We start from the raw sequence: 14,338 nt of genomic DNA on the forward strand, positions 1-14,338 counted from the left end.
TGCTTCGACGATCAGCGTCGAAAACGGGTGGGACGTTCGCAGTCGCGAGTAGCGGAGGGCGATCCGGTAGGCGGCCCGAGCAGGACTGACCGGTCCTACGTGGATGTTGTCATTTGCACGCGCCGCGCCAGCGACCGCAACGGCTCTGGGATGCGAGTGTGCGCCCTCAGAAGCCCGGTGACTGTTTCGCGAGCCATGGGGTGGTATGCCGTGTGCTGCGGCGATAGCCGGTTGGCGCGCTTGAGAGAATCAAGGGCGCGGTCGTGCTTTCCGGCCATGAGTTGCACACGAGCGAGATCAATATAATGATGGGAAGACCGTTCTGGTGAAAGGGTGCGAGACGGGGCGAAACCTTCGTTTCGCCGCAATGCCTCGTCCGGGTCTTCCAGCTCGATAGCCGCTGCTATCTCATGAATCCGCACGTTGCTCGGGCCGAAGGAAAGACCGTAATGGTTCGTGTCGCGTCCAATGCGTGAGGCGTACTCGCGCGCCACGCTCAGATGTTCCCAGGCAGTCGCCCGGCTGGGATGCATGCGGGCGGCCATGATGGCGGATCGCAGGTGCATAGAGCCCGCTATGGCCAGGCCCGGTTCGCTGTCTGAGATCAGCGAGTCGAACCTCTGGTGCGCCTCGTTGAGAAAGGTGAGCCCGGCGCGGTAGGCCGCCGAGGCGAAGAATACTTGGGAACGCTCTTCGGCGGAGTAGGCGAGTAGTTCCGGACGATCGGTCTCGCGGGCCGCTTGTGTTGCCCGATCCACGGCGACCGAGGTCAGATCGACGTAGCCCAGCCGGTAAGCGACGGATTTGGCCGCCACGAATGCGTGCATCAGCATCTCGGCAACGGTCCTGCGTTTCGCGCCCTCACTGCTGTGCAGGACGGCGGACAGTTCCTCGATCAGCCCTGGCAGTCTCTTGCCGAGTTCGACGTAGTCAATACGGTCCAGTAGAGCGGAGACCTTGCGTACGTCGTCACGTAGCAGGTCCAGTTCTCTCGGCTCTGCTTCCAGCTCAGGCGATACGTCCCAGTAGTTGAGGGCGACACGGATGGCCGGGACGCTGGCATGCACCCGGTCGGCCCGCCCGGTGGACCCTCGGTAGGGCTGCCCGGTCAGTTCCGTGACGTCGACGTGCAACGCCCTGGCCACCGCCGCGATAAGCCAGGGGGTTGCGGGCTTGCTGCCCCGTTCTACTTGCGACACCAGGCTCTTGGAACAGGGGACCAGCAGGGCAAGGCCGTCCTGCGTGAGTCCGGCGAGCTTGCGGGCGTCGGCGATGCGAGGGCCTATGCCGGCCTGGTCCATGATCAGAATGTTCGTGCCGCCAGGGGGCATGGGTGTCACCCTTTCCGAGATCCGGCTACCACCTCCTTGCCAGCGTAGGCGGTGACCGTCTCTCTGGCAGATGGATCCTGCAGGCCACGAAGGAGGCAGGCACGCCGCCGAACGCTCGACCGAAGTGATCACCGCTGTTCGCGCTTGCCTCAGGGGGCGGTCAGTACGAGAAACGGGATGGTCACCCTGATAGGGAGTTCCAGTTCGAGGTCTGCCTGGTGCACCCGATGAAGCCTGTATTCGCAAGCCACGGCATCGAGATGAAACTCCTTCATCTCGATGATTTCGTACTTCTCGTCAAGCAGGACGAGCAGGTAAAGCGGGATCCCGGCGGCGGCATACTGCGTGCGTTTGTCGGTGAGGTCTTCGCGGACGGTCCCAGGCGAGGAGACCTCGACGACGGCCAGGGTCTGAGACGCGTCCGGCTTCTGCCCAGGATCGTCCAAACACCTGTAGACCACCACGTCCGGACGCCGGAAGGTGAACTTGGGAACCCGCCAGAGCACCACGTCGATGTCAGTCTCAACGCTAAGGCACGGCCCGCTCATCGAACGAGCGGCTTCCAGCGAACCGGCGAGACGACGGGCTATGCGGTTGCGCCGTGGAGCAGGCGACTCGCACTTGATCACATGCCCGTGGACGACCTCGATGCTTCTGGCGATGTCTTCCGGCAACGCTCGATACTCGGCTTCGCTCATGACCTCGGGAAGCGACTCGTACCAAGAAGGGGTTGCCATGCCGGTCTTCCTCGCTTGAGGGCTGACATCGAAGATCGGCTCACAGGAAGACGTGAGGCAGGTGGAGGAATGGCCCGCGCTGTCAGCCGGAAACCGCACCGATCACGGCGACCGTACCATCGGCGGCCTGGCCGGCGGTGACGTCGGCCGGAGCGTGGGAACCCTGGCTTGGGCATGGCCACACCCGCAGTTCCGTCGGTGAGTCAGGCGGGAAGCAACGCTTACAGTGCGCTGAGCCGGTGGTCGAGGGTGGCGCCGACGGCGGGGCAGTTGTTGCGGATGGTGTCGAGGAAGGCGATCAGCACAGGGGACTGGTCGCGGCCGGTGAAGGACAGGATCAGGTCGGGCAGGGGTGTGCGGGGGGTCACTTCGCAGAACCAGGTGCCCGGGCGCGGGGCCGACAACATGCGGGACGGTCCCAGGCCGACGCCCACGCCCGAGGCGGCGAGGCCGATGATCGTGTGGACGTCCCTCGCGACGGTCGCCCCGTCGAGAGCCGTGGAGTCCTTGCCCAGCAGCGTGCGCAGCCCGGCGGTCACCGTGGGCTCGTCCTCGCCCGGGGCCACGATGAGCCGCTGCCGCCGCAACTGCGACACGCTCACCGACGGCTGGCCCGCGTAGGGGTGGGTGGTGCTGACGACGGCGATCAGGTGGTCGTGCCCGATCGGCACGGACACGAGGTGCTCGGTTCCTGGGCCCCGTGGCGGGCCGAGGGTGATGGCCACGTCCAGTTCGCCGGCGACGAGGGCGGCGGTGCTGCGGCTGGTCGCCATTTCGTGGAGTTCCAGCCGTACGTCAGGTCGTTCGTGGCCGAATCGGCGCAGCACGAGCGGCAGGGGGTCGAGGAGTGCCGAGGCGATGAAGCCCAGGCGTAGCCGGCCCGTTTCGCCGCGCCCCGCCCGGCCCGCGTCCACCGCCGCCGCGGTGATCTCGTCGAGCGCCCGGCGGGCCCGGGTGAGGAAGGCCTCGCCGGCCGCCGTCGGGAACACGCCCTGGCGCGTACGGTCGAACAACCGGGCTCCGACCTCGCGTTCGAGATCGGCGATCTGCTTGGACAGCGGAGGTTGGGCGATCCCCAGCGCTTCGGCCGCGCGGCCGAAGTGTTCGTGTTCGGCGAGGGTGAGCGCGTACCGCAAATGTCGTGCTTCCATGAGCTGACCTCATCCCCCGCGATATCTCTGAGGTATCGTCACCCAGCTTGCCAGATATTTCACTGCATATCGCAGCTGCGGTCGGCTGGGATGGGGACATGACAGATTCCTCCCTGACCAGCACTGTTTTCGTCTTCGTGCACGGCGCCTGGCACAGCTCCGCGCAGTGGGCGGAGACCCAGCGCGTGCTCGCCGGGCTCGGTGCCGCCGGTGTGGCCGTCGATCTGCCGGGGCACGGCTTCGACGCGCCGCTGCCCACCGGATACCTCCTGCCCGGCCAGCCCGGCCTGCTGACCGAGAAGTCGCAGCTCGCCGCCGTGACCATGGACGACTGCGCCGAGACGATCGTGGACACGCTGCGCCGGGTACGCCGGTACCGCACGGTCGTGCTCGTCGCGCACAGCGCGGGCGGTGGGCCCGCCTCGCTGGCCGCCGAGCGGGCGCCCGAGCTCGTGGACAGGATCGTGTACGTGTCCGCGTTCGTGCCCGGTGGACGGCCGCGCTTCTTCGACTATCTCGGCTCGCCCGAGAACGCCGCCGCGCTTGGGCAGGGCCTCAACCTCGGCGATGCCGAGGCTCTGGGTGTTGTACGGATCAATCCGCTCTCGACCGATCCCGACTACGTCGAGGAGCTGCGGCAGGCCCATTACCACGACACGCCCCTCGACCGGTTCGATCGCTGGCGCTCTCTGCTGAGCCCCGATCTGCCCCTGGCGATCCCGGCGACCCCGGTCACCCTGACGGCGGCGAAATGGGGACGGATCCCGCGGACGTTCCTGCGCTGCGCCCATGACCAGGGGCTGCCACCGGCCGTACAGGATCTGATGATCGCCGAAGCCGACGAGGCGTTCGACGGCAACCCGTTCACCGTCCGCACGCTCCCGGCCAGCCACAGCCCGTTCGCCGCTCACCCACGCGAGCTGGCGGCGGCCCTTGTCGCATGAGCGGTCGCCGGTTCGTGCTGCCGGTGGTGCTGAGCGCGACCTTCGTGCAGCTGCTCAGCGTCACCATCGCGCAGATCGCCGCCCCGGCGATACAGGCCGATCTGAACGCCGGTCCCGGTGCGGCGCAGCTCATCCTGGCCGGCTACACCCTGACCTACGCCTGCCTGCTCATCACGGCCGCACGGCTGGGCGACCGGTACGGCTACCGCCGGCTGTTCGTCCTGGGCACCGCGGTCTTCACCATCGGTTCGGTGGCCTGCGCCTGCGCCCCTGACGCCGTGTCGCTGATCGTGGCCAGGCTGGTCCAGGGCGCGGGCAGCGGCCTGGTCGCGCCGCAGGTCCTGTCGATCATCCAGGTCGCCATCCCCATCGACCGGCGACCGCGTGCCGTCGGCCTGTTCGGCGCCACGATGGGGGTGGCGTCGCTGGCCGGGCCGCTGATCGGCGGCCTCCTCCTCGGCGCCGACCTCTTCGGCCTGGGCTGGCGCCTGGTGTTCCTGGTCACGGTGCCGGTGGCGCTCGCCTCGCTGACGGGGGCGACCATGCTGCCACGTTCGCGGGGTGCGGAAGGGCAGCGCGTCGACGGTGTGGGCGCGGTGCTGGCCACTGTGGGATTCGGCGCGCTGGTGCTCCCGCTCACCCTGGGACGGGAGGCCGGCTGGCCCTGGTGGACGTGGGCCGGCCTCGTCGTGGCGGCATTCGCGCTCGGCTGCTTCGCCTGGACGATTCCGCGGCGGCCGGATCCGCTGATCCATCCATCGGTGTTCGGTGACAGGACCGCGCGGTGGGGGGTGCTGCTGGTGTTCGTGTTCAACGCGGGAGTGCCGTCGTTCACGTACCTGCTGTTCCTGCACCTGCAGTCCGCCCTCGGGTACCCGGCCGTCGCCGCCGCGCTGACGTCGGCGCCGTTCGCGGCTGCCGCCGTCCTGGGCAGCCGCGCCGCGCCCGCCCTTTCTGGTCGCCACGGGCCGAAGGTGCTCACGGTCGGGGCGCTGGTGCTGGCGGGCATGGCCCTGGCGCTCGCCCCGCTCATCGGGACCGCGGCCTGGGCGGTGCCGCCGGTCCTGGCCGTCGGCGGGGCGGCGTTCGGCTCGTTCACGGCCTCGGTGTTCGCGCTGGTGCTGGCCAGGGTCAGCGGTACGGCGGCCGGCTCGGTCTCCGGGCTGCTGCCCACGGCGCAACAACTCGGCGGGTCGATCGGGGTGACGGCGGCCGGGCTGGCCTACTTCGCGCGTGCGCCCAGCACCGGCGCCGCGTTCTGGCACGCCATGCTCTACGAAGCCGCCGTCTTCGCCATCACCGCCCTGATCAGCCTGCGGCTACGCGAAACGAACCGCGCCAACGCCCCATCAGCGCACCAGAGCCTCTCCCAACGAGGCGTGACCACGCGCCAGAGCGCGGGCGACCACGGCTGAACCGCCACGGCGGACCCCGCAATCGGATCGGCTCTTACCCCTGATAGGCGCGCAGGTCGCGGCGTGCCTGGCGACGGCTGCGGCGGCGCTCTTCACGCCGGAACTCCTGCCACTCCCGACCCCCGTCGCCATAACCGAACAGGTGGTAGGCGTAGGCGGTGGCGGTCCAGTAACAGCCGCTCGTGCGGTGGCTCAGTGACGCGCTGTCGGCGGTGACCTCGTCAGGCAGCGTGCAGCGCCCAAAGCGATGATCATGTACCGGCAGACAGGTCGCCATCGGCACGTCCGCCATCCGCACCCACCAGGGCCGGGTCTTGTCGGTCTTGCTCATACGGTCACCTTTCGGCTCCGTGACACCCCTGGCTGGGGCCGTCACTAGACCGGATGCACCGTGATCACCTCCGACTCCGCGCACGATTCACCGGGACCGACATCGACGCTACCGCAAGCCGCGGGAGCGCGTTGAGCGTCAGGCCTCATCATCCCAATCGGGAAGAGTCACCGTCCCCGACACCCAGTCCCGCCGCAGAATCGCGTACCCGACCGAGTCGTAAAGGACCCCCTCCGGGCTCGGCCAGGCGTCCCGGTAATGCGACTCCTTCGCATACCCGCACTTCAGGAAGATCGCCCGCATGGCCCGGTTGTCCTGCCGCGTGGTTCCCTCGATCCTCATGACCTCGGGAAACTCCGTGAACAGGTAGCCGGTCAGCCAGTCGACCGCCGCCTTCCCGAGCCCACGACCCCGCCAGGAAGCGCGTACGCGCAGGTCGAACATGGGTGTGTCCTCGGTGAGGTCCTGCAGACGCACCAGCCCGGCGCGTTCTCCGTCGGCGAGCAGCCAGAACGTGCGGCTGTCGTCGTCGTCATAGAGCCCGTCGGCGGCCCGCCGCCTGATCGCGGCCTCCTCCTGGACTCCGGCGTGGAAGGGCCAGGTCTCGCCGGTCAGGAACGCGACCAGCGCGCCGGTGTCGTCGCCGGGTGAGAATCTCGAGAACTCGATGTGCACGTACGCGATGGTGCTGACAGCCCGCACCCGCCGTCAAACCATTAACGCAGGGTGCGGGCCACAGACGTCAGCTCACGGTCACGGTGTGGAGGAGTTTGTTGAGGCCGGTGGCGGCCTCCCAGGTGCCCTCGTTGGCGAGGCGGATCGAGTATTCGGGCCTGGACGAGAGTTGCGGGTCGGGCAGGTTGAGCAGGAGCGCGTAGCTGCCGGCGGGGATGGACGCGGGCAGGGTGAGCGTCTGGGTGACGGTGGTCGTCGCTCCCGGCTGCCACTTGCGCGGGTCGGCGGTGAGGGGCAGGCGGTAGACGGCCGAGGTGGAGGTGTTGCGCAGGACCAGTTCCAGGCCGCGCGGGTTGAACGGGGAGGCGTAGCCGTCGTTCTGGAGGTTGACGGTGACCGGCAGAGAGCCTCCTCGCGTGGCCGTGCCGGGGTACGTTCCGCTGGTCAGGGCGAAGCGGTAGCCGAGGCGGCGGGTGATCTCCGCCAGGCAGCCGCCGGTGTTCCATGAGCCGAGCACGCCGGTGTGGTAGTCGGTGTTCAGGTAGGAGTAGTGGAAGCGGGACAACTCGTCCTTGGCGGTCGGGCAGTCCGAGCGCGGCGGGTTGGGGTTACAGGTCTCGCCGCCCATGGGGACGTAGGCCGTGTCGGAGGCCAGGTACGGGTACTCGACGGCCGTGTTCTCGTACGTGCCGTAGTCGTCGGGACTGGCCAGGAAGCAGTCGTTGTGGTGTCCCAGCCGCGCCACGGCCGAGCCGCCGTAGGCCTGCCCGGAGGTGACGGGGCTGGTGGTGTACAGGGTGCGCTTGAACTTCGGGGTGCGCAGCTGCACCATCCGGGTCGAGGGCAGGACGTTGAGGATCTTGTCGACCACGGCCTTCCTGTTGGCCCAGTCGGCGGCGGTCACGGTGCCCGCGTTGCCGAAGTTCTGGGTGTAGTACCACTCGCCCCACGCCCCGATGAACCCGGCCTGCATGAGGTAGATGACGTCCTTGTTGGCGCTCAGGTAGGGGGCGAGCTGGTCCAGGTGGGCGAGCACCCGGTCCTTGGCCGCGTCGGCGCCGTCTTCTGAGGTGGTGTAGGCGAAGCGCAGGACCATCTTCAGGCCCGCCGCGCGTACGGTGTCGAGTTGCTGCTGCAACTGGTCCAGCGCGGCCTGGCTGATCGCGGTGGTCTTGAACTCGGCCAGGTAGAAGACGCACATCACCAGCGAGATGTTCTGGGTGGTGCGGTAGCTCTGGAGGGTCGCGAGGGAGAAGTCGTTCTTGTCGCAGTCTCCGGTGTGGTGGTAGAGGCCGCGCTCTGGGTTGGCGAAGTCGGCGCTGGTGGGGGTGTAGGTGACGGAGCCGCCGCCACCGCCGCCACCGGAGTAGACATGCGTGTACTTGGCGGAGGTCTCCAGCGGGGACTCGACCTGGAAGACGAGGTCGGCGTCGTTCGGCGTGGCGCTCTCGCCGAGGCTCGACCGTGACACCGTCCACTTGGCCGTGCCGCCGGTGGCGGAGTAGGTGACCGCTCCCACGAGAGTCCAGCTCCAGCCGCCGCCGTTGTGGCGGTAGAGGGAGGCGTTCTCCAGTAAGAAGTCGGCGCCCACCCCGTCCTGGGCGAAGCCGGTCGCGGGGTTGCGGTCGGTGTCGACGTACGCGCGCGCGTAGGCGGGGCTGCCGGTGTAGGCGAACTGGTAGGTCACCGTCGTGGCGGTGTTGGTGGCCGACTGGCCGGTGATGGCGGCCAGGGCGGCCGTCGGCGCGACGAGGACGGACGCGCACAGGAAGAGCAGGAGGGTGAGGCCGCGTGTGAGCTTGGGCATGGGGCTCCTAGGCAAGCCGGGCTGAATGACTTGCGACTAATCATGGAGTCCATGGGAATTAAGTCAAGACCTCACAAAGTGTTCCCATGCCAGCTAGTGTGTCGCTCGCCGATAATCAGGGACTCCTCGGTAAGTGGGGTTGAGCTGGTAGCAACGCCAGCACCGCCCACTCTGCTCCGGGCCTGTCCCGCGGCACCGTCGGGCAGCACCGCGAACCCTTCACCACTCAGCTTCCGCACCGGGACTCCACCTACTTGACGTGACTGTTCATATCGCCTGCTGCCACCACGATCCGAGATCCCCCGCCGTCCCCTCCGACGATCACCGCTCCGGGGGCGGCCTGCGCGACCCAGGAGTCCGGCGCGGTGGACAGCGCCAGCACCCGGTCGTACGGCCCCCGCTCCGGACATCCGCGCGCACTGTCCCCGACGACCAGCCGTGGCCGGACCCCGGCGGCGGCCAGATTCCGCCCGGCCACCTCCGCCACCCCCGCGTCGCCCTCGATCGACGTCACGCTCCCCGACTCGCCCGTCAGCCGGCACAGCAGCGCGGTCACCCAGCCGCTGCCCGTCCCCACCTCCAGCACCCGCTGCCCCGGGTGGGGGTCGAGGAGTTCGAGCAGGTCGACGACGGAGCTGGGGGCGGGGTTCACGCAGGTGTAGGTGATGCCGTCGCCGAGCGGGGTGGCGATCGGCATCCCGGAGTAGACGGCGTCCCACCAGGCGGGAGGATCGGTCTCACGGTCGATCGGCACGGCGCCGCCGTCGTCGTCGAGCGCCAGTCCAAGGGAGGGGACGAACCAGTGGCGGGGGACTTTCCGCAACGCCTGCTCGATCGCGCCGGTCGCGGGGGCCCGGCGGTCCGCGATCGCCGCGATCATCGCCTCCAGCCGCCAGGCAATGTGCGGCAGCATCGCTGAGCCTCGCCGAGTTCCGCCGTCTTGCCTGCTCACAGCGCCTCCCTTGTACTGGGCGAATGCTAAGGGTGACCGTACGACCACGGATCGCAGCCTGGCAAGGCCGTCAGGAAAACCAGCCGCGGGACCTCACTCCACGGACCCGCGTCAAAGGACACCAGGAACGGCTAGTGCAGCGCGGCCGGGCTGGGCTCCTCAATGGGGACGTAGTCGTGGCGCATGCCGTGATCGCCCAGCCACTGCCGCAGCCCGCCCACGGCCGCGGAGTCGGCGGCCACCTGGGCCGCGTACTCCGACAGCGCCACCTCCTCCCCGTCGTCGAACAGCAGCCGCGCGGGCCCCGCCCACGACAGCGTCCACTTGGCCTCGCCGAGCTGGATCAGCACCGCCTCCAGCGCCTGCCCCAGCACCCCGGACAGCAACGTGGGGGAGGGGGTCCAGCCCTGTTCGAGCAGCTTGGCCTCCAGTTCCCCCTGCCGGCCCCGCGCGATGGCCTCGAACGCCGCGTCCAGGTACGGCCGCGAGGCGCCCATCACCTGCTGCCCGGCCACCGCCAGGTCGTGGAGGGCGTCGGCGTTGCGGCCGGCGTACATGCCGTGGGCGATCAGCTCCTCCCACGGCACCGGCCGCAGCGTCGTCAGCGCGTCGCTGGTCCACATCGACTGCTCCACCGCCTGCACCGCCACGTTCGCGTCGACCAGCAGCGTCAGGGCCGAGCGCGGGTCCGGCACGTGCTGCGGCTCCTGCAGATGCTCGATCGCGGTCAGGCGCTCGGCCAGGCTCGGGTGGGAGTCGTACGGGGAGACCTCCTCCGGCTGTTCGCCCAGCTTGGCGATCTCGGCCTGGCGCTCGGGGTCGCTCATGAGCGCGTGGAAGCCCCCGAACACCATCGCCGGCCTGGTGCCGCCCGCGCCCGTCAGGCTCAGGTAGTTGTTGACGTACAGGTCCCAGCCGGTCGCGGTGGTGTGGATCTTGCGCAGGGCGCCCGCCATCGCCTGCCGGCCGCCGATCGCGACGGCGAACCGGTCGGCCTCCAGCTCCTGCTTGCGTGAGACGGCCTGCGAGACGCGGAGGTAGAGCTTGGCGTACCAGGTGAACAGGCGCTGGATGAACGGATGGTTGCGCAGGCCCTGGACGGTGGCGATGAGCGAGACCCGGCCCCGGTAGACCGGCGCGCCCAGTCGGGTGTGGGCGCCGCTGTAGTGGCCGAGCTCGTGCCCGAGCACCGAGCGCATCTCGTCCACGGTGAGCGTCTGCAGCAGCGGCAGCCCGATGAACATGCGCCGCCGCGTCGCCCGCAGCCCAAGCAGGCGCGTGTCCTCCGACACGGCCGCGTTCACCTCCGCGACCAGGCGGATCTCGTCCGGTGGCGCGGTGCGTACGCGCTGGGCGAGGTCCTCGACCGTCTGCCACAACACCGGCTCGTGCTCGCGTCCGACCGGCACGCCCGGCTGGTCGCCGTCGCGGCGGCGGCTGACCATGAGCAGGGCGCGGACGAGCGCGCCGGCCGCCAGGGTCAGGACGATCGCGAACTTGACGGTGTTGGCGTGGAACTCGACGAGGAGCATCACGTCGACGAAGATGGCGGTCGCCAGGATGAGGGCGACCAGCACGTAGAAGCCGGCGAGCAGGGTAAAGGCCAGCACTGCTCGGAACGCTGTCGTCATGGGGGAGGGCTCCCGGGGAATGGGTTCTCGCGAGGCTTGACACTAGCGGAGACGGGAAACTGGATAAAATCACATCACTGATGCCGTATTACGACGAGCACGACCAAGAGCGTTGGGTGCCGGAACTTCCCGGCAATCCGGAACGGTCCGCGTTCGAACGCGACCGCGCCCGGGTCCTGCACAGCTCCGCACTACGCAGACTGGCCGCGAAGACGCAGGTCGTGGGCCCGGGAGAGACGCTCGGCGGCGGCCAGCACATCCCGCGCACGCGCCTTACCCACTCCCTCGAATGCGCCCAGGTGGGCCGGGAGATGGGCGCCACCCTGGGCGTCGACCCCGACCTGGTGGAGACCGCCTGCCTGGCCCACGACCTGGGGCATCCGCCGTTCGGGCACAACGGGGAGGTGGCGCTCAACGCGCTGTCGTCCTCCTGCGGCGGCTTCGAGGGCAACGCGCAGAGCCTGCGCCTGCTCACCAGGCTGGAGGCCAAGGTGCTCACCGAGGACGGCCGCAGCGCCGGGCTCAACCTGACGCGCGCCGCCCTGGACGCCTCCATCAAATATCCGTGGACGTGCGACAAGGCGCCCAAGTTCGGCGTGTACGACGACGACCTGCCGGTGTTCGAGTGGATCAGGGACGGCGCCCCCGACGGGCGGGTGAGCTTCGAGGCGCAGATCATGGACTGGGCCGACGACGTGGCCTACTCCGTACATGACCTCGAGGACGCCCTGCACTCCGGCCACGTGACCCCCGAGGAGCTCCAGGCGCCCTCCGAGCGCACCCAGGTGTGCGAGATCACCCGCACCTGGTACGCCCCCGGCACCGACCTCAACGAGCTGGAGGACGTCTTCGCCAAGCTGATCGCCGACCCCCTCTGGCCGCGCCGCTTCGAGGCCACCCTCGCCGACCTGGCCGGGCTCAAGGCCCTCACGAGCGGGCTCATCGGCCGCTTCTGCCAGTCCGCGCAGGCCGCCACCAAGGAGGTGTACGGCTCCCGCCACCGCGCCGACCTCGTCGTGCCCCGCTCCACCAGGCTGGAGTGCGCGCTGCTCAAGGGCGTGACCGCGCACTACGTGATGACCACGGAGGACCACCACGCCAACCAGGCCAGGCAGCGCGACCTCATCACTGAGCTGGCCTCCCTGATCACGCTGGGCGCGCCGGGCACGCTGGAGCCCGCCTTCAGGCCCGCCTACCTGGAGGCTCGGGACGACGCCGGCCGCGTACGCGTGGTCATCGACCAGATCGCCTCGCTCACCGACACCTCGGCCATGGCCTGGCATCGCAGCCTCTCCCACTGACCGCCGGGGGACCAAAGGTTCGTCAACGAGCCAGGTCTGCGGTGCAACCGGCTTTCCCGATGACCCCGCTGGGCGGATACTGCGCCCATGGCCACATTTGTGATCGTCGGCGCCGGACTGGCCGGAGCCAAGGCAGCGCAGACGCTGCGCGAGGAGGGCTTCGACGGCGAGATAGTGCTGATCGGTGCGGAAACCGAGCGGCCCTATGAGAGACCGCCCCTGTCCAAGGACTACCTCCACGGCAGGAGCGCACGAGACGACATCTTCGTTCACGCCCCCGAGTGGTACGCGGACAACGGCGTGGATCTCCGGCTCGGCATGCGGGTCACCCGCATCGAACCCGATCATCACCTGGTGAGACTTGGGGACGGGTCGCGCCAGCCGTATGACAAGCTCCTCATCGCGACCGGTGCCGTCCCCAGGCGCCTGCCGGGGCCCGCGTACTATCTGCGTACCGTCGAGGACAGCGAGGCGCTCAGGGCCCGTTTCACGCGCGGCGCCAGGGTGATCATCGTCGGCGCGTCCTGGATCGGCCTGGAGACGGCCGCGGCAGCCCGGACGGCGGGTTGTGAGGTCACCGTCGTCGAGCCCGAGCCCACCGGGCTCAACCGGGCGCTCGGCCAGGAACTGGGGCAGCTGTTCGCCGGCCTGCACGCGCGCAAGGGCGTGGATCTGCGCTTCGGCACGGCCGCGGCGGAGATCACCGACACCGGCGTGCGCCTCAGCTCCGGCGAGCGGCTCACCGCCGACCTCGTCGTGGTCGGCATCGGCGCCGCGCCCGAGGTCTGGCTCGCCCGCGACGCCGGACTCGACGTCGGCCAGGGCATCCTCACCGACGCCGCCCTGCGCACCTCCCACCCGGACGTGTTCGCGGCGGGCGACGTGGCCGAGTTCTTCCACCCCTTGTACGGCCGCCGCATCCGCGTCGAGCACTGGGCCAACGCCCTGCACGGAGGCCCGGCCGCCGCCAGGTCCATGCTCGGCCAGGAGGTCGCCTACGACCGGCTCCCGTACTTCTACACCGACCAGTACGAGCTGGGCATGGAGTTCTCCGGCGACATCGAGGGCCACGACGAGATCGTCTATCGCGGTGACCCCGAGGGCCTGGAGTTCATCGCGTACTGGTTGCGCGGGGGCCGGGTGATCGCCGGGATGAACGTCAACGTCTGGGACGTCGTGGACGACATCCAGGAGCTGATCAGGTCGGGCGTCACTGTGGACGCAAAGGAGCTATCGTCGGGTTGAGCGTGATGATCTGCTGCTCTTCTGTCTTGGTCTTGCGGGGCTTCGGCGTCTTGGCGGCCTGCGGCACCCTCTTCGAGGCGCACTGCACGGCGCAGCCCGGCGTCTCGCCCAGCTTGCCGCGCAGCTTCAGCGTCTCCTCCCTGGGGGAGAACGTGCGGTTGCCGGACTTCCACGCGTCGAGATAGTTCCACGGCTTGACCATGCCCCTGCGCACCCACCAGAAGGCCGGGCCGGTCTTCCACGAGATCGCGAAGTAGAGGTTCGGCCCGGTGTCGCGGGCGTTGCCCGTGCGGCCCACCCGCCCGAGGAGCTGGCCGGCCTTGACGCGCACGCCCTGCCGCACGCCCTCGGCGACCGAGTCGAGGTGGCCGCCGAGGTAGCGCACGCCGTCGTCGCCGATGATCGTGACGAACCTGCCCTCGCGGTCGGGCCCCGCGTCGGTGGCCGGATTCCACCTGTTCTGGATGTTCACCTCGTCCACGACGCCGCCGATGGGCGCCACGAACGAGCACCCCTGCCCGGCCCAGATCGTCGTCTTGGGCAGCACGAGCAGCTTGCGCTGGTAGGTGGTCTTACACCCCTTCACAGGGAAGGTGTAGGTGTACTTCGACATCTTCGGCGGCGGCACCTTGACCGGGTCGTCGCCCTTGGGCGGCTGCTCGGCCGCCTGCTGCTCGGGGGTCGGGGCGGGGATCGTGGCGGTGACCTCCGGGGTGCCGGTCGAGCTCGTGGAGGGCGAGCCCGCGCTGACGCCGGCCAGCCCGGTGGCCTGGGTGCAGGCACCGGTCAGCAGCACAGCGCCCATGACGGCCGCCCAA

General features: G+C 69.4%; 13 protein-coding genes. 4 read left to right on the plus strand and 9 right to left on the minus strand.

Annotation, left to right across the window (positions count from 1 at the left end):
- Positions 1-95 precede the first annotated feature (95 nt).
- From ACFPZ3_RS07765 to ACFPZ3_RS07775, 3 genes are all read right to left on the minus strand, one after another.
- The gene (locus ACFPZ3_RS07765; RefSeq protein ID WP_379513274.1) at positions 96-1,301 is read right to left on the minus strand and encodes a helix-turn-helix domain-containing protein; all 1,206 of its coding nucleotides are present in this window, start codon (positions 1,299-1,301) and stop codon (positions 96-98) included.
- Between the two features lie 179 nt (positions 1,302-1,480).
- On the minus strand, positions 1,481-2,068 hold the full coding sequence (locus ACFPZ3_RS07770; protein WP_379513275.1) for a Uma2 family endonuclease: 588 nt from the start codon (positions 2,066-2,068) through the stop codon (positions 1,481-1,483).
- 221 nt (positions 2,069-2,289) lie between these two features.
- Positions 2,290-3,219 (minus strand): LysR family transcriptional regulator, encoded by a 930-nt coding sequence (locus ACFPZ3_RS07775; RefSeq protein WP_379513276.1) that lies wholly within the window; start codon positions 3,217-3,219, stop codon positions 2,290-2,292.
- 98 nt (positions 3,220-3,317) lie between these two features.
- Here ACFPZ3_RS07775 and ACFPZ3_RS07780 point away from each other — a divergent pair, with 98 nt between their 5' ends.
- Both ACFPZ3_RS07780 and ACFPZ3_RS07785 read left to right on the plus strand, forming a co-directional pair.
- Positions 3,318-4,163 carry an alpha/beta fold hydrolase gene (locus ACFPZ3_RS07780; RefSeq protein WP_379513277.1) on the plus strand — a complete coding sequence of 282 codons (846 nt, stop codon included), beginning with the start codon at positions 3,318-3,320 and terminating at the stop codon, positions 4,161-4,163.
- On the plus strand, positions 4,160-5,578 hold the full coding sequence (locus ACFPZ3_RS07785) for an MFS transporter (protein WP_379513278.1): 1,419 nt from the start codon (positions 4,160-4,162) through the stop codon (positions 5,576-5,578). Before ACFPZ3_RS07780 ends, ACFPZ3_RS07785 begins: the two co-directional genes overlap by 4 nt.
- Before the next feature lie 34 nt (positions 5,579-5,612).
- On the opposite strand, the gene ACFPZ3_RS07790 is transcribed toward ACFPZ3_RS07785, so the two are convergent.
- The 5 genes from ACFPZ3_RS07790 to ACFPZ3_RS07810 all read right to left on the minus strand — a co-directional run bounded on the left by ACFPZ3_RS07790 (position 5,613) and on the right by ACFPZ3_RS07810 (position 10,974).
- The gene (locus ACFPZ3_RS07790) at positions 5,613-5,909 is read right to left on the minus strand and encodes a hypothetical protein (protein WP_379513279.1); all 297 of its coding nucleotides are present in this window, start codon (positions 5,907-5,909) and stop codon (positions 5,613-5,615) included.
- A 138-nt stretch (positions 5,910-6,047) separates the two neighbouring features.
- Positions 6,048-6,584 carry a GNAT family N-acetyltransferase gene (locus ACFPZ3_RS07795; RefSeq protein WP_379513280.1) on the minus strand — a complete coding sequence of 179 codons (537 nt, stop codon included), beginning with the start codon at positions 6,582-6,584 and terminating at the stop codon, positions 6,048-6,050.
- Positions 6,585-6,651: 67 nt separating this feature from the next.
- Positions 6,652-8,391 (minus strand): DUF4832 domain-containing protein, encoded by a 1,740-nt coding sequence (locus ACFPZ3_RS07800; RefSeq protein ID WP_379513281.1) that lies wholly within the window; start codon positions 8,389-8,391, stop codon positions 6,652-6,654.
- Positions 8,392-8,641: 250 nt separating this feature from the next.
- Positions 8,642-9,304: a protein-L-isoaspartate O-methyltransferase family protein gene (locus ACFPZ3_RS07805; protein WP_379513282.1), complete on the minus strand. Its 663-nt coding sequence runs from the start codon at positions 9,302-9,304 to the stop codon at positions 8,642-8,644.
- Between the two features lie 170 nt (positions 9,305-9,474).
- Positions 9,475-10,974 (minus strand): M48 family metallopeptidase, encoded by a 1,500-nt coding sequence (locus ACFPZ3_RS07810; RefSeq protein WP_379513283.1) that lies wholly within the window; start codon positions 10,972-10,974, stop codon positions 9,475-9,477.
- 80 nt (positions 10,975-11,054) lie between these two features.
- Here ACFPZ3_RS07810 and ACFPZ3_RS07815 point away from each other — a divergent pair, with 80 nt between their 5' ends.
- Complete coding sequence (locus ACFPZ3_RS07815) at positions 11,055-12,275, plus strand: deoxyguanosinetriphosphate triphosphohydrolase (protein WP_379513284.1); 1,221 nt, start codon at positions 11,055-11,057, stop codon at positions 12,273-12,275.
- An 87-nt stretch (positions 12,276-12,362) separates the two neighbouring features.
- Positions 12,363-13,520 carry an NAD(P)/FAD-dependent oxidoreductase gene (locus ACFPZ3_RS07820; protein ID WP_379513285.1) on the plus strand — a complete coding sequence of 386 codons (1,158 nt, stop codon included), beginning with the start codon at positions 12,363-12,365 and terminating at the stop codon, positions 13,518-13,520.
- Here ACFPZ3_RS07820 and ACFPZ3_RS07825 read toward each other — a convergent pair.
- The gene (locus tag ACFPZ3_RS07825) at positions 13,486-14,325 is read right to left on the minus strand and encodes a M23 family metallopeptidase (protein ID WP_379513286.1); all 840 of its coding nucleotides are present in this window, start codon (positions 14,323-14,325) and stop codon (positions 13,486-13,488) included. The two genes, ACFPZ3_RS07820 and ACFPZ3_RS07825, sit on opposite strands and share 35 nt — an antisense overlap.
- Positions 14,326-14,338 lie beyond the last annotated feature (13 nt).

Source organism: Nonomuraea insulae, from assembly GCF_042656245.1.

Coding starts and splice junctions, on each gene's coding strand:
- ACFPZ3_RS07765 (WP_379513274.1), bottom strand. CDS start 1,301: ATGGACCAGGCCGGCATAGGCCCTCGCATCGCCGACGCCCGCAAGCTC.
- ACFPZ3_RS07770 (WP_379513275.1), bottom strand. CDS start 2,068: ATGGCAACCCCTTCTTGGTACGAGTCGCTTCCCGAGGTCATGAGCGAA.
- ACFPZ3_RS07775 (WP_379513276.1), bottom strand. CDS start 3,219: ATGGAAGCACGACATTTGCGGTACGCGCTCACCCTCGCCGAACACGAA.
- ACFPZ3_RS07780 (WP_379513277.1), top strand. CDS start 3,318: ATGACAGATTCCTCCCTGACCAGCACTGTTTTCGTCTTCGTGCACGGC.
- ACFPZ3_RS07785 (WP_379513278.1), top strand. CDS start 4,160: ATGAGCGGTCGCCGGTTCGTGCTGCCGGTGGTGCTGAGCGCGACCTTC.
- ACFPZ3_RS07790 (WP_379513279.1), bottom strand. CDS start 5,909: ATGAGCAAGACCGACAAGACCCGGCCCTGGTGGGTGCGGATGGCGGAC.
- ACFPZ3_RS07800 (WP_379513281.1), bottom strand. CDS start 8,391: ATGCCCAAGCTCACACGCGGCCTCACCCTCCTGCTCTTCCTGTGCGCG.
- ACFPZ3_RS07805 (WP_379513282.1), bottom strand. CDS start 9,304: ATGCTGCCGCACATTGCCTGGCGGCTGGAGGCGATGATCGCGGCGATC.
- ACFPZ3_RS07810 (WP_379513283.1), bottom strand. CDS start 10,974: ATGACGACAGCGTTCCGAGCAGTGCTGGCCTTTACCCTGCTCGCCGGC.
- ACFPZ3_RS07815 (WP_379513284.1), top strand. CDS start 11,055: ATGCCGTATTACGACGAGCACGACCAAGAGCGTTGGGTGCCGGAACTT.
- ACFPZ3_RS07820 (WP_379513285.1), top strand. CDS start 12,363: ATGGCCACATTTGTGATCGTCGGCGCCGGACTGGCCGGAGCCAAGGCA.
- ACFPZ3_RS07825 (WP_379513286.1), bottom strand. CDS start 14,325: ATGGGCGCTGTGCTGCTGACCGGTGCCTGCACCCAGGCCACCGGGCTG.